Genomic DNA, 13,340 nt, shown 5'->3' with positions numbered 1-13,340 from the left:
CTACGTGCGCATCCCCGGCGACGCCACCATCGCGGCGCGCCGTGCGGACAAACACTCTCCCTGTGCGGGTGGCGGTATCAGAAGGTCGGCAGCGCTGGCAGCGGCGCGCCGCTCCACTTGCGCGCGATGGCGTCGAGTTCGCCGTTCAGCTTGACGTAGTAGATGAAGTTGTTGAGCCACTGGTGCAGCTCGAAGTCGCCGCGGCGCACCGCCATCGAGTTCGGCTGCAGCGAGTAGGCGAAGCGGACCTCGATCTTGCCCGCGCCGCGCGTCTTGATGATGTCGAGCGCCATCGTGCTGGGGATCGAGACGGCATCGACCTGCTTGCTGAGCAAGGCCTGGGTAACGGTGGCATCATCCTCGAAACGCACGATGCTGGTGCCGGGCGGCGCCATGCGGCTCAGCGCCGTGTCATTCGTGGTGCCGCGCGTCACGCCCACCTTCTTGCCTTTCAGGTCAGCCAGGGCCTTGAGTTTACCGCCGACCGGCGCGACGATCGCCAACTCAAACGCGCTGTAGGGCATGGTAAACATCAGTGTCTTGGCCCGCTCCGGCGTGGGCGCCAGGGTCGCCACGAGAAAATCGACCTTGCCAGATTCCAGCGACGGCACGCGCGACGGCGCCGTCAGGGGCACCACTTCCACGGGCAGGTTCAGGTATTTGCCGATCAGGTTGGCGACGTCGACGTCATAGCCGACGGGCACGCCCTTGGCGTCGATGCTGCCAAACGGCGGCGTGCCGCTGACCACGCCGATGGTCAGCTTGCCTTTCTTGATCAGGTCGCCAAGCGTCTGGGCGCCGGCGTCGGCGGCCGCGCCCAGGGCGCACGTGGCTGCCAGTGCGCAAGCCAGTATTTTCGAATAGAACAGTGTGGTCATCTTCATGTTTCCGTCTCCTGTGATCCCGGTACCGGCCTCGTCGAGGCGCTTCCGGGAATATTGTCAAATGGACGATTCAGATCGTCTCTTGCCGTGTTGTACCAACCTCCTGCCATTGCCCTGCCTTGCCGATTCATGCCCCTTTCCAGTGAAAACACCTTTTATGAAACCGGTTCCATTGCTTACCAAAAAAAAGGGCAAACGCCCTCTTCCCGTCAATCGCCGTCCTTGCGCACTTCGCTACCCTGGGTAGAATTGCGCACAATCAGCTTGCCTGGCAACAGCACCTCGCGCGGCGGGCACTGATCGCCCTGCAGGCGCGACAGCATGCACGTCATCGCGGAAAAGCCGATTTCATAGGTCTGCTGCTCGATCGTGCTCAGGCCAGCCAGCGGCGACCATGGCAATTCGTCAAAGCCCAGCAAGCCCACGTCTTGCGGCATGCGCAATGCAAGGCGTTGCAGCATCAGCGCCAGTTCCAGCGCGACCATGCCGTTCGATGCCAGCAGCGCCACGCGGCGGCCGCGCCATTGCGCCAGGCATAGACGCACCTGCGCGTCGATGGAAGGCCGGTCGTCCAGGTCCACCGCCAGCACTTCGCCCACGCAGCCCGGATGCTCGGCCATCACGGACTGGAAACCGTCGGCGCGCATCAGGCGCGAACTGACCCCGGTCAAGGGCGGCGCGACAAAGGCGATGGCGTCGAAACCCTGCCCGATCAGATGCGCCGTGGCCAGCCGGCCAGCCTGCACATTGTCCAGGCCCACCAGGTCGAAATCGACGCCTTCGATGCGGCGGTCGACCAGCACGATGGGCATGCCCGCCTGCTGCAAGTCGGACGACTCGATATTGCGCCCCTGCGTGTTGACGATCAGCCCTTCCACGCTGTACGAGCGCAGCGCGGCAAGCGACTGGCGCTCGCGCAGTTCGTCATTGCCGGTATTACACAGAATCAAGGTATAGCCATGCTGCTGGCAAGCCGCCTCCACGCCTTGCAGCACGGCCACCGTGTAGGGATTGAGCATGTCCGCCACGACCATGCCGATCAGGCGCGTGCGTCCGCGCTTGAGGCCGCGCGCCATCTGGTTCGGCTGATAGCCGAGGCGCGCGATGGTGCTGGTGATCTGCTGGCGGATGTTCTCGGACAGGGCATCGAGTTCGCCGCCGAGAAAGCGCGACACGCTCGTCTTCGACACGCCCGCCTCGCGCGCCACCTGGGCGATGGTCACGGGCCGGGCCGGCTCGCCGGAGACTGTTTTTTTGCTGCCGCGTACTGAATCCAAGGTTGCTCTCCACTGCCTGTTGATATGCATATTTTTATTTTGGAACCGGTTCCAAAGATAGCACCCACGAATCGATGACGCAAGCGATTTGATTGCCTGTGGCGGCGAAGGAACACGATGGGGGCATGGCTGGGAACGCGGATGAAAGGCGCCGCCCTCCCCTTGCACACGCAGGGGGCGGGCGGCGCTGCTTGAAAAACGACTTACTGGACCACGGTATAGCAAGGCACGTATGCCGTGCCCGCCAGTTTCATGCGGTGCTGCGCCACGAAGGAAGCGAGCAGCGCGTCCATCGGGCCGGCGATGGATTTGTCGCCGTGGATCTCAAAGTTGCCGTGCTCTTCGATCGAGCGGATGCCGTCATCCTTGACGTTGCCCGCCACCACGCCCGAGAACGCGCGGCGCAGCTGGGCCGCCAGCAAGTGCGTGGGCTGGTTCTTGTGCAGGCTCAGGTTGCGCATGTTTTCATGCGTGGGCTGGAACGGCTTCTGGAATTCGTGGTCGATCTTCAGCAGCCAATTGAAGTAATACGCGTCGCTGTGCGCCTTGCGGAATTCGCGCACCTGGCGTATGCCTTCGAGCATTTCGCGCGCCACCAGTTCCGGGTCGTCGATGATGATCTTGTAGCGCTGCTGCGCTTCCGGGCCCAGGGTGTCGCTGATGAACTGGTTGATCTGCACGAAGTACTCGCGCGAGGTTTCCGGGCCCGTGAAGATCAGCGGGAAAGGAATCTCGGCATTGTCCGGGTGCAGCAGGATGCCGAGGATATACAAAATCTCTTCGGCCGTGCCGGCGCCGCCGGGGAATACGACGATGCCGTGGCCCGCGCGCACGAACGCTTCCAGGCGCTTTTCGATGTCCGGCATGATGACGAGGTCATTGACGATGGGGTTCGGCGATTCGGCCGCGATGATGCCCGGCTCGGTGATGCCCAGATAGCGGCCATTGTGCAGGCGCTGCTTGGCGTGGCCGATGGTGGCGCCCTTCATGGGGCCCTTCATGGCGCCGGGGCCGCAACCGGTGCAGATATCGAGGCCGCGCAAGCCCAGCTGGTAGCCCACTTCCTTCGAATAATTGTATTCGGCGCGGTTGATCGAGTGGCCGCCCCAGCACACGACCAGGTTCGGGTTGAGCTGGGTTTGCAGCACGTTGGCATTGCGCAGGATGTGGAAGACGGCGTCCGTCACGCCTTCCGTGCTCTGCAAGTCGAATTTCGGGTTGCCCGTGACTTCATCGCTGACGAAGATGATGTCGCGCAGCACGGCAAACAGGTGCTCGTGGATGCCCTTGATCATCTTGCCGTCGACAAAGGCGATGGCCGGCGCGCCCTTGATGTCGAGCTTGATGCCGCGCTCGCGCTGGATGATGGAGATTTCAAACGACTGGTAGCGCTCCAGCAGGGCGCGGCCATCGTCGATGGTGCTGCCGCAATTGAGCACTGCCAGCGCGCAGCGGCGGAAAGTGTTGTACAGGCCGCCCTGGCTGGTGTCGAGCAGTTTGTTGACTTCAGTCTTGGAGAGCACGTCCAGGCGGCCTTCCGGTGAAACCAGAGTATCGATAACGTCGTGTTCCATAATGCGAAAAATCCCTTTAAAAATCGATGCTCGAAGGTCTTGCAGCCTTAATATACGACAAGTCAGGCAAGTTGTGCTGTGCCGCCGCAAAATCGCCCGGGCCGCCCTTGCCTGCAAACCGGTTTGACTAATATGAAACAGTCATTCTTGCTAATGCGAATCGAAATCTTCGCTCAGCGCAATTTGTAGATTAGAATGCCAGCCTATTGGAATTCCCGTGCGTGAGGTTCTTCATGAGAGTCCCCGCCGCCCGCAGGCTTCCATAAGTTCGTTGTATCGATTGACTATAATAATTTTTCAGGAGGAACCGCATGAGCGGTGCGACTACGCCCAACAAGGAAGCCGTTATTCCCGAGTTCAAGCAGATTATGGGCCATCCAAGCCCATTGTGGATGTTGTTCATGACTGAATTCTGGGAACGCTTCGCGTTCTACGGAGTTCGCTGGGCGCTGGTACTGTACATCGTTGCCCAGTTCCACGGCGGCGACGGTTCGGGACAGGCTGCGGCCAACCTTACCTATGGTTCCTTCCTCGCGCTGGTGTACGCCGGCGCCCTGTTCGGCGGCTACATCGCCGACCGGGTCATCGGTTACCAGCGCTCCATCCTGCTGGGCGCCGTCTTCATGGCTGCCGGCCTGTTCTGCATCTCGGTACCGAACCAGGACATCTTCAACCTGGGCCTGGCCACCATGATCGTCGGTAACGGCATGTTCAAGCCAAACATCTCGACCATGGTCGGCAAGCTGTACACGACAGCCGATCCGCGCCGCGACAGTGGCTTCACGATCTTCTACATGGGTATCAACATGGGCGCCATGGTTGCCCCTGTCTTCACCCAGTGGCTGGCCGAGTCGATCTTCGGCACCAGCGCCATGCCTTCGTACAAGATGGTCTTCATGGCGTCCGGTTTCGGCATGCTGATCAGCCTGGTATGGTTCGCCATCGGCCGCCGCGCCCTGAAGGGCATCGGCGCTCCGGAAGCCGGCGCAGGCAACCCGATGCGCGTCATCTGGGTGGCCGTCGGCTCCCTGTGCGTGATCCCGCTCGTGTACTTCCTGCTGACCGTCGGCGCTGAAAAGCTGCAAATCGTCCTGACCGCGCTGTTCATCGGCCTGGCCGTGATGCTGATGATCGAAGGCATACGCAACGGTAAAGTGGCGCGTGACCGCGTTATCGCCATGCTGCTGATCTTTGTCTTCAACATCCTGTTCTGGATGTTCTTCGAACAGGCAGGCAGCTCGTTTACCTTCCTGGCTGACAAGATCGTCAACCGCGACCTGGGCTTCTGGATCTTCCCGACGGCCTACTTCCAGACCGTCAACTCGGTCGCCATCATCGTCTTCGCGCCGATCATCGCCGCCGTCTGGGTCTTCCTGGCGCGCCACAACGTCAATCCTTCGATCCCGCGCAAATTCGGCCTGGGCTTGCTGGGCAATGCCCTGGCCTTCGGTTTGCTGATCTTCGCTCTGTCGAGCCTGGTTGGCGCCGATAACAAGATCCCGTTCTGGACGCTGGCCACCGTGTACGTGCTGCAATCGATCGGCGAGCTGTGCCTGTCGCCTATCGGCCTGTCGATGGTCACCAAGCTGGCGCCAGTGCGTCTGGTCGGCCTGGGCATGGGCGGCTGGTTCCTGTCGACCGGTATCGGCAACAACCTGTCGGGCATCTTCGCCAGCCACGTCAGCGGCGAAAGCGGCATGTCGGTGCAATCGGCACTGTCCGGCTACACCTTCGGCTTCTGGTCCCTGCTGGGCGCCGGCGTCGTGCTGTTCCTGATCGCACCGCTGATCAACAAACTGATGCACGGCGTGAAGTAAGTTTTCTGCCATAGCTGACAACGGCGGCCTGCGGGCCGCCGTTTTTCATTCCGGCGCCGTTTTTTGCATTGCCTGGCGGTACAATACCGCCAGGGCCAGCGGCCATCCACCCACATTACTGAAAAATCCCATGTCCAGCATCTCCACCACCTCGCCCCTCTCCGACGACGAATACGCCGAACTCGACACCCTGCTGGCCGCGCCTGCGCTGGCCGGTCGTGCCATGGACGTGTCGATGCTGGAAGGTTTTCTCACGGCCGTCGCCCTGAGCCCGAAACCGATCACACCGGAACAATGGCTGCCCTGGGTCTGGGACAAGGCTGCCGGCAGCGCCTTGCCGGCACAGGTCGAAGCCAGCGAACGGGCGGCCAGCCTGGCGCAGCGCCACCATGCCTACATGGTCGAATGGCTGGCGAAAGACCCGGACAGTTTCGAGCCCATCTACGTATGCGGCCCCGAATGGAGCGTGCCCGCCTGGTGCGCCGGTTTTGTCCTTGGCACCAGCCTGGACAAGCCCCAGTGGGCGGCCCTGGCCGTCAGCCACCCGCAATACCTGGCGCCGTTCCAGCACCTGGCCACGGCCGGCGAACTCGATGACGATGCGGCCGAAACGGCCATGGATGGCGTGATTCCTTCCGTGATCGCCATCAACGCGGCCTGGGCGCGCCAGCGCCACCTGAAAAGCCAGGCTCACAGCCAGCCCGGCGCCACCGTCCTGCGCGAAGTGCCGAAGACGGGCCGCAACGACCCGTGCCACTGCGGCAGCGGCAAAAAGTACAAGAAATGCTGCGCCGACGCCGATAGCGCGGCCAGCCAAGGCTAAGGCGACGCCAGCTTGCGCCAGCTGCTGACGGCCATCCTGCGCTTCCTGCTGCGCCACGCGCTGCAGTTCGCCCTGTTCATCGTCATCCTGCTGGCCGGACGCTTGCTGCTGGCCGAATGGCGCGCCTACAGCGCCAGCAGCGAGACCATCGCCGCGCTCAGGCTGGCCGCCGACGGCGCCGACAAGCATGGCGCTGGCCTGGCCGCCGCGGCCACGGCGCGCGTCAACGCCCTGCAAAAAACCTCACAAACGGCCATCACGGCCCGCCTGGCGCAAGTCCAGGCGCAGTTGACGGCCTTGCGCGCGCGGCAGCGGCCATCGCTGTTTACCCTGCCCCTGCCCGATACGAACACACTGGCCCTGCACGCGCAGGAGGAAGCCGCGCGCCGCGTGGAGATCGAAGTACTGGTGCAGGAAGCCCGTTATCTGACCGCCCTGCAAGCGGCCCTGAGCGGCGAAGATGCGCGGCAGACGCTGGCGCGCCTGCACGCGGCACACGTGAGCGCGTATGCGGCGCTGCAGCACAACCTGCGCCAGCGCCGGGAACTGGAAGCGCGGCACCCGCTGGCGGCCCGCCTGCCCGGCAGCGACGCTTACGCGCAGCTGTCGCTGCTTGAAGCGCAAGGCCAGCGCCTGCGCGAGATCAATCTGCAAGCCTACCAGGCCTGGACAGCGCAGCGCGCGCGCACCGGCAACGCCACGACCGCCGCCCGCCCCGCCCCATTTGCCATCGACGAGCCAGCGCTGGCCGGCGCGCTGGCGCCCGTGCAAAAGGCCATCGCAGCGGGCGAAGGACAACTGGCGCGCAACTGGATCGCCCGCTGGCGCGCCCCCGTCTTGGACGTGGCGCCCACGGCCGCCCTGCTGGTGCTGTCGGCCATCCTGCTGCCCGTCGCCATCAAGGCTTTCTTTTACTTCGTGCTGGCGCCTGTCGCTTCCCGTTTGCCGCCGCTGTCGATCGCGCGCGAACTGCAGCTGAATGGCAGCTCCCTGCCCCTGCCGCCGCATGGCGAATCGCGCATCTCCGCCGTGTCGCAGGCATTACAGCTAAAACCTGGGCAGCAGATGCTGATCCATCCCGAATACCTGCAATCGTCGCCCGTCAGCAGCACCAAGCGCACGCAGTGGCTGCTGGACTGGCGCTTCCCGTTCACCAGCCTGGCCGCCGGCATGGTGGCGCTGACGCGGCTGGAAAGCGAAACGACGGCATCCGTGACGATTTCCGCCAGCGACGACCCGCTGCTGGAAGTGGCCGTCGTCCACCTGCCTGCCGGCAGCGCTCTCGTGTTCCAGCCACGGGGACTGGTCGGTTTGATCACCGATGCGGGCCAGCCTTTGGCGATCAGCAGCCACTGGCGCCTGGGCAGTCTACACGCCTGGCTCACCCTGCAGCTGCGCTTCATCGTCTTTCGCGGCCCCGTCACCCTGATCGTGCGCGGCTGCCGCGGCGTGCGCCTGGAACGGGCCGGCCAGGGCCGCTCCATCAGCCAGTCCGCCACCCTGGGTTTTACCACCGACGTGCTGTATTCGACCCTGCGCAGCGAAACCTTCATCCCCTACCTGCGCGGCCAGCAAGCGTTGCTCAACGACCGCTTCGACGGCGACAACGGCGTCTACCTGTACGAAGAAACCCCGCGCCACGGCAAGCAGCCGGGCAAGGTGGGCAGCTGGTTCGAGGGTTTTACGGACGCCATATTGAAAGTGTTCGGCATCTAGCCGAGGAAACCATATGAACGACTTCCTGTTTGCCGATTTTCTCGAGGACCAGGCCGCGTATGCGGCGGCAGAGGCCTGGTGGCAGGCACGCCTGGCCTTCCTCGACGGGCAGTGCACGGCTTATCTGCGCACCGCGTTTGCCAATGGCCAGCCGTTCCATGACGGCAATCCCATCGTCAACCTGGCGGACAGGAACGCCGGCAAGGCGGCGCGCATCGTGCAGCAATGCCCGCATGAATGCGGCCACGGCTACACGAGCTTCGAGCAAGCCATCGAGCTGGCCGGCAGCGATGGGCAGCTTCCGGCGCAGGAAAAGATCATCGTGCTGACCTTGACGCGGGAGACGGCGCAGCGCGCCGAAGATGAATTGCGGGCCTGGTTTGCGCCAGCGTAGGGCTGCCTGCTACGCCGCAATCGAATGCGACACCGTCAGCCACTCGCCCGGCTGCAGATTCGCCGCCGCCTCGCGCGTGGCCAGCACGCTGTCCGGGTCCAGGTCGGAGCGTTTCAGCTTGTAGGAATAGGCGAAATCGTCGGCATCGAATGCCTGTCCCGCCTTGACGTAGTACTTGAAGCCGACAAAGGAGTCGGGATTGGTGACGACCGAGTACTCAAGCGTGACATTGTTCATGGCGGGCCTCGTCAACGGTGGTGAGGCATCCATTATGCGTCAATTCCGGCGGCAGCGATGCGACGACAAAACCTTGCGGCAAGTCAATCGGCATAGCAGCTGCCAGCGCTACAGTAGCCGGAGCCAACCACCACGCCATCGCTGCCATGCGCACCTTGCTCACGAAGATCCGGAATACACTGGCGCCGCAGGCGAGCCTGCCGGCAGCGGCGCGCATGGAGCGCCTGTCGGACCGGCGCGGCTTGCCTGCCTTCGACCCCGGCCCGCAAGCCGTCGTCAAGGCCTGCACGGCCTGGCTATGCGCAGCGCAGGACAATTCCAGATCAAACGACGGCGGCGTCGCGCGCGACTACAGCCTGCTGACAGGCTGGTCGAGCTCCTACCCGGAAACCACCGGCTACATCATCCCCACCCTCATCGCCCTGGCGCAGCGCACGGGCGACGAGGGTGGGGATGATGCGCTGCACGGACGCGCGCGGCGTATGCTCGACTGGTGCGTGGCCATCCAGTTCCCGGAAGGCGGTTACCAGGGCGGGAAGATCGATTCCACGCCGCGCGTGCCCGTCACCTTCAACACGGGCCAGATCCTGCTTGGCCTGGCCGCCGGCGTGCAAGCGTACGGCGCGGCATACCAGGACGCCATGCACCGCGCGGCAAGGTGGCTGCGCGACAGCCAGGATGCCGATGGCTGCTGGCGCCGGCATCCGACCCCGTTCGCCAGCGCCGGCGACAAGGCCTATGAAACGCACGTGGCGTGGGGACTGTTCGAAGCGGACCGCGTCGCGCCGGGCCACGGTTATGGTGCGGCCGGCCTGCGCCAGGTCGACTGGGCGCTGACCAAACAGCGTCCCAACGGCTGGTTCGCCTCGAATTGCCTGGACAACCCGCTGCTGCCCCTGACCCATACCATCGGCTACGCCTTGCGCGGCCTGCTCGAAGCGCACCGCTTTTCGGCGCGCGCCGACCTGCTGGACGCCGCCGCGCGCACCGGAACGAGCGTCGCCAGGGCCGTGGCGGCCGACGGCCACCTGGCCGGCCGCCTCGGTCCCGACTTCCAGCCAGGGGCTAGCTACGCCTGCCTCACGGGTTCCGCGCAAAACGCGCATTGTCTGTTCCTGCTGTACCAGATCACGGGCGAACGGCGCTACCTCGATGCGGCGCGCCGCCTGAATAGTTTCGTGCGGCGCTCGGTCAGCATCGACGGTCCCGCGCACGCGCGCGGCGGCGTCAAGGGCTCGTTTCCCGTCGATGGCGATTACGGTACCTGGGCTTACCTGAACTGGGCCGCCAAATTCTGCATCGATGCCAACCTGCTGGAAATGGACATCGGCGATGCTTGAACATGCAAGAAACGCCATCCACGCCGCGCTGGAAGCATGGCGCCGCGCCGCCAGCGCCCGGCATGTGCGCCACAGCGCGCCCCACGTGACGCGCCCGGGGTTGGCCGCCGGCCTGGCGCGGCTCGGCGTGGCGCCAGGCGATACGCTGTTCGTGCATTCATCGCTGAAAAGCCTCGGCTACGTGGAAGGCGGCGCGCTGGCCGTGATAGGCGCCCTGCAGGACGCCGTCGGCCCGCAAGGCACCCTGCTGCTGCCCACCTACTATCTGCCGGGCGGCACGCTGCGCGCCGCCTGCGCCATGCCAGGCTATGTATTCGACCCGCGCCGCCATGGCACGCACATGGGGCGCTTGCCGGAAGCCTTCCTGGCCAGCGATGCGATCCATCGCAGCATCCACCCAACCCACTCCGTGTCCGCGTGGGGCCGCCATGCCTCCGAGCTCACCGAGGCGCATCACCGCGCGCCCTCGATCTTCGGCATGGGTTCTCCCTGGCAGCGTTTCATCGCCTGCGACCACGCAAAAGTCCTGGGCCTCGGCATTTCCATGGGACCGGTGACGTTCTATCACGCGCTGGAAGACGCCATGGGCGACGCCTTTCCCGTGCCCGTATGGGAAGACGATACAAAGCTGCTGGCTTGCCTGGACCACGCGGGCCGTCGCTGGGAAGTGCCCGTGCGCCCTTTCGAGCCGGCAGTCGCGCAGCGCCGCATCGACCAGCCCGGCCGCGGCGACCTGCGTGATTACTTTCACCGGGAATTTGATGCCGCCGGCCTGCGCGTCAACGGGCAAGTGGGCGATGCTGCGTCGTGGTGCATTCCGGCGCAGGCGTTCTATGCGCACCTGCACCGGCTGGCCATTGAACACGTGACGATCTACGCGAGCGCGGCGCAACTGGCGGCGCGGCCCATCGGGCGCGCATAAAAAACCGCCCGGATCGTCATGACGCCGGGCGGTTTTCCTTGGGTTGGCTACAACATCAAGCCTGCGAACTGCCCGCTTTCTTCTCGCGCGCCACGATATACAGCAGCACGATGATGGCCGCATACGGCAGCAGGGACAGCGCGTCCGAGTGCAGGCCCGCGTAGAACGGGTTGCCGTGCTCGGCCCAGTCGGCCATCATCTGGTCGAAGTGCGTCAGCACGCCGGCCGTGATCGCGATGATGATGCCAGCCAGCGCACCGCCAGCGATGTAGCCGGAAGCGAGCAGCACGCCCGAACTGCGGTCGCCCGCCAGCTGGCGCTCTTCCTCGTTCAGTTTCGCGTTGTGTTCCAGCTTGTTGTTGCGGCGGTCCGCCAGCCAGCGCACCAGGCCGCCGACGAAGATCGGCAGGGTGGACGACAGCGGCAGGTACACGCCCACGGAAAACGCCAGCGACGGGATGCCGGCCATTTCCAGCACCACGGCGATCATCACGCCGAACAGCACCAGGGTCCACGGCAGCTGCTGGTCGAGGATGCCCTTGATGATGTAGGACATCAGCACGGCCTTAGGCGCATCATATTTCTTCACTTCCGAACCGTCAGGGCGCTTGCTGTAATGGCCATTGATGCCCGGATCGACCAGGTACGCCAGCTGGCCGTCTTCCTTGACAAAATACTTGCCGGCCGGGCCGCCCACGGTGTCCGTCTTTTGCCAGACTTTATACGTGTTGTGGTCCGTCTCGGCTTGCGGGCCATGCAGTTCGCCCGTCACCGTCAGCTTCGACGCATCGACCGTCAGGCCAGGCGCCACTTGCGCCGCCGGCACGTAGACGGTGCTCGCTTCGTTCAGTTTCAGCAAAATCGGGCCCAGGATCAGGGCCGACGACAGCGCGCCCGCCAGAATCGCGTACTGCTGCAGGCGCGGCGTGGCGCCCACCAGGTAGCCCGTTTTCAAGTCTTGCGAGGTGGTGCCCGCATTGCTGGCGGCGATACAGACGATGGCGCCCACCGACAGGGCCGTCACATAGTAACGCCCGCCCGTCCAGCCCATGATCAGGAAGATCAGACAGGTGAACAGCAAGGTGGCCACGGCCATGCCGGAGATCGGGTTCGACGACGAGCCGATTTCGCCCGTCAGGCGCGACGACACGGTGGCGAACAGGAAGCCGAAGACGAGGATCAGCAGCGCGCCGAGGAAATTCATGTGCAGCGGCGTGGCGAAAGTGATCACGGCGATGATGGACAAGCAGCCGATGATGACCCATTTCAGGGGGATATCCTGGTCCGTGCGCAAGGTGGAATTGATCTTGACGCCCTTGCCAATGCCCTTCAGGCCGGCCGACAGGCTGCGCCAGATCATGGGCATGGCGCGCACCAGCGAAATCAGGCCGCCGGCAGCCACGGCGCCCGCGCCGATGTACAGCACGTAGGCGCTGCGCACGTCGTCGGCGCCCATTTCGCTGATCAACTTGGTGCCTGGCGAAAGCACGGTGGTCAGGCTGTCGCCGAAGAACTTGATCATCGGGATCAGGAGCAGGTACGACAGCACGCCGCCGGCCGCCATGGTGGCGGCGATGCGCGGGCCGATGATGTAGCCCACGCCCAGGAGCTCGGGCGAGATCTCGGCGCCGATGGAGCCGCCCTTCAGCGGCGCGGCAAATTCCACGCCCGGCGTATCCTTCCAGCCCTTGAACGAGATATTGAAGACTTTATACAGCAAGCCGACGGCAAAACCGCCGAAGATGATCTTGGCGCGGCGCTTGGCGTCCAGCGCGGCAGCCGAATCCTTCTCGATGCTTTCGCCGGCGGCGATGCGCGATTCTTCCGTGGCGGCCGCCTTCAGCACCTCGGCGCACGCCGTGCCTTCGGGGAATTTGAGTTCCTTGTGCTGGTCGACGATCATGGTGCGGCGCATGGGGATCATCATCAGGATGCCCAGCAGGCCGCCGAGGATACCGACCAGCATGACGCGCGAGATTTCCAGGTCGAAGCCGAGGATCAGGATGGCGGGCATGGTCACGCCCAGGCCGAAGGCCAGCGATTCGCCGGCAGAACCGGCCGTTTGCGTGATGCTGTTTTCCAGGATCGACGAATCCTTGCCGCCCACCTTCTTGGCCAGGCCGAACAGGGTGATGGCGATCACGGCGACGGGAATCGAGGCGCTGACGGTCAGGCCCACTTTCAGCACCAGGTACAGCGAGGAGGCGCCAAAGACCATCCCCAGGATGACGCCCATGAACAGCGCTCGGAAGGTCATCTCGGGCAGCTTCGCATCGGCCGGGATGTAGGGCTTCACGACGCTCGGTGTTGCATCTTTTGCCATGGATATTTCCTTAATTTTTAAAAATAAACAGCC

11 protein-coding genes are annotated in these 13,340 nt (G+C 64.2%); 6 read left to right on the top strand and 5 right to left on the bottom strand.

Annotated elements, in window-relative coordinates; genetic code table 11:
• Window positions 1-77: 77 nt before the first annotated feature.
• From IGS58_RS10315 to ppnN, 3 genes are all read right to left on the bottom strand, one after another.
• Window positions 78-884, bottom strand: a complete 807-nt coding sequence (locus tag IGS58_RS10315) for a transporter substrate-binding domain-containing protein (RefSeq protein ID WP_070254175.1) — start codon at window positions 882-884, stop codon at window positions 78-80.
• A 209-nt stretch (window positions 885-1,093) separates the two neighbouring features.
• Window positions 1,094-2,161: a LacI family DNA-binding transcriptional regulator gene (locus IGS58_RS10310; RefSeq protein WP_099393946.1), complete on the bottom strand. Its 1,068-nt coding sequence runs from the start codon at window positions 2,159-2,161 to the stop codon at window positions 1,094-1,096.
• Window positions 2,162-2,364: 203 nt separating this feature from the next.
• Complete coding sequence (ppnN, locus tag IGS58_RS10305) at window positions 2,365-3,735, bottom strand: nucleotide 5'-monophosphate nucleosidase PpnN (protein WP_034782951.1); 1,371 nt, start codon at window positions 3,733-3,735, stop codon at window positions 2,365-2,367.
• Between the two features lie 311 nt (window positions 3,736-4,046).
• Between ppnN and IGS58_RS10300 the strand changes: the two genes are divergently transcribed.
• The 4 genes from IGS58_RS10300 (at window position 4,047) to IGS58_RS10285 (ending at window position 8,485) form a co-directional block, all read left to right on the top strand.
• Entirely contained in the window at window positions 4,047-5,552 is a 1,506-nt protein-coding gene (locus IGS58_RS10300; RefSeq protein WP_034782952.1) for a peptide MFS transporter, read from the top strand.
• A gap of 130 nt (window positions 5,553-5,682) precedes the next feature.
• Complete coding sequence (locus tag IGS58_RS10295) at window positions 5,683-6,375, top strand: UPF0149 family protein (protein WP_230521278.1); 693 nt, start codon at window positions 5,683-5,685, stop codon at window positions 6,373-6,375.
• A gap of 12 nt (window positions 6,376-6,387) precedes the next feature.
• The gene (locus tag IGS58_RS10290) at window positions 6,388-8,091 is read left to right on the top strand and encodes a hypothetical protein (RefSeq protein ID WP_230521277.1); all 1,704 of its coding nucleotides are present in this window, start codon (window positions 6,388-6,390) and stop codon (window positions 8,089-8,091) included.
• Window positions 8,092-8,104: 13 nt separating this feature from the next.
• Entirely contained in the window at window positions 8,105-8,485 is a 381-nt protein-coding gene (locus tag IGS58_RS10285) for a hypothetical protein (RefSeq protein WP_230521276.1), read from the top strand.
• A 9-nt stretch (window positions 8,486-8,494) separates the two neighbouring features.
• On the opposite strand, the gene IGS58_RS10280 is transcribed toward IGS58_RS10285, so the two are convergent.
• Window positions 8,495-8,722, bottom strand: coding sequence for a hypothetical protein (locus tag IGS58_RS10280; protein ID WP_034755374.1), 228 nt, complete (start codon window positions 8,720-8,722; stop codon window positions 8,495-8,497).
• 146 nt (window positions 8,723-8,868) lie between these two features.
• On the opposite strand from IGS58_RS10280, the gene IGS58_RS10275 reads away from it, so the two are divergent.
• Both IGS58_RS10275 and IGS58_RS10270 read left to right on the top strand, forming a co-directional pair.
• Window positions 8,869-10,062 carry a hypothetical protein gene (locus IGS58_RS10275; RefSeq protein ID WP_230521275.1) on the top strand — a complete coding sequence of 398 codons (1,194 nt, stop codon included), beginning with the start codon at window positions 8,869-8,871 and terminating at the stop codon, window positions 10,060-10,062.
• Complete coding sequence (locus IGS58_RS10270) at window positions 10,055-10,984, top strand: AAC(3) family N-acetyltransferase (RefSeq protein ID WP_230521274.1); 930 nt, start codon at window positions 10,055-10,057, stop codon at window positions 10,982-10,984. Before IGS58_RS10275 ends, IGS58_RS10270 begins: the two co-directional genes overlap by 8 nt.
• Before the next feature lie 55 nt (window positions 10,985-11,039).
• Here the strand turns inward: IGS58_RS10270 and IGS58_RS10265 are convergent, their stop codons facing one another.
• Complete coding sequence (locus IGS58_RS10265; RefSeq protein ID WP_230521273.1) at window positions 11,040-13,307, bottom strand: OPT family oligopeptide transporter; 2,268 nt, start codon at window positions 13,305-13,307, stop codon at window positions 11,040-11,042.
• Window positions 13,308-13,340: the final 33 nt, after the last annotated feature.

It is taken from the genome of Janthinobacterium sp. EB271-G4-7A, from assembly GCF_020858075.1.
Lineage (GTDB): Bacteria > Pseudomonadota > Gammaproteobacteria > Burkholderiales > Burkholderiaceae_D > Janthinobacterium > Janthinobacterium lividum.
The sequence above is the reverse complement of the archived record's forward strand: the minus strand, read 5'-3'. Positions and strand labels throughout refer to the sequence as shown.

Excerpts from the sequence above, each read along its gene's own strand:
- IGS58_RS10315 (WP_070254175.1), bottom strand. The coding sequence starts at position 884 with ATGAAGATGACCACACTGTTCTATTCGAAAATACTGGCTTGCGCACTG.
- ppnN (WP_034782951.1), bottom strand. The coding sequence starts at position 3,735 with ATGGAACACGACGTTATCGATACTCTGGTTTCACCGGAAGGCCGCCTG.
- IGS58_RS10300 (WP_034782952.1), top strand. The coding sequence starts at position 4,047 with ATGAGCGGTGCGACTACGCCCAACAAGGAAGCCGTTATTCCCGAGTTC.
- IGS58_RS10295 (WP_230521278.1), top strand. The coding sequence starts at position 5,683 with ATGTCCAGCATCTCCACCACCTCGCCCCTCTCCGACGACGAATACGCC.
- IGS58_RS10285 (WP_230521276.1), top strand. The coding sequence starts at position 8,105 with ATGAACGACTTCCTGTTTGCCGATTTTCTCGAGGACCAGGCCGCGTAT.
- IGS58_RS10280 (WP_034755374.1), bottom strand. The coding sequence starts at position 8,722 with ATGAACAATGTCACGCTTGAGTACTCGGTCGTCACCAATCCCGACTCC.
- IGS58_RS10275 (WP_230521275.1), top strand. The coding sequence starts at position 8,869 with ATGCGCACCTTGCTCACGAAGATCCGGAATACACTGGCGCCGCAGGCG.
- IGS58_RS10270 (WP_230521274.1), top strand. The coding sequence starts at position 10,055 with ATGCTTGAACATGCAAGAAACGCCATCCACGCCGCGCTGGAAGCATGG.
- IGS58_RS10265 (WP_230521273.1), bottom strand. The coding sequence starts at position 13,307 with ATGGCAAAAGATGCAACACCGAGCGTCGTGAAGCCCTACATCCCGGCC.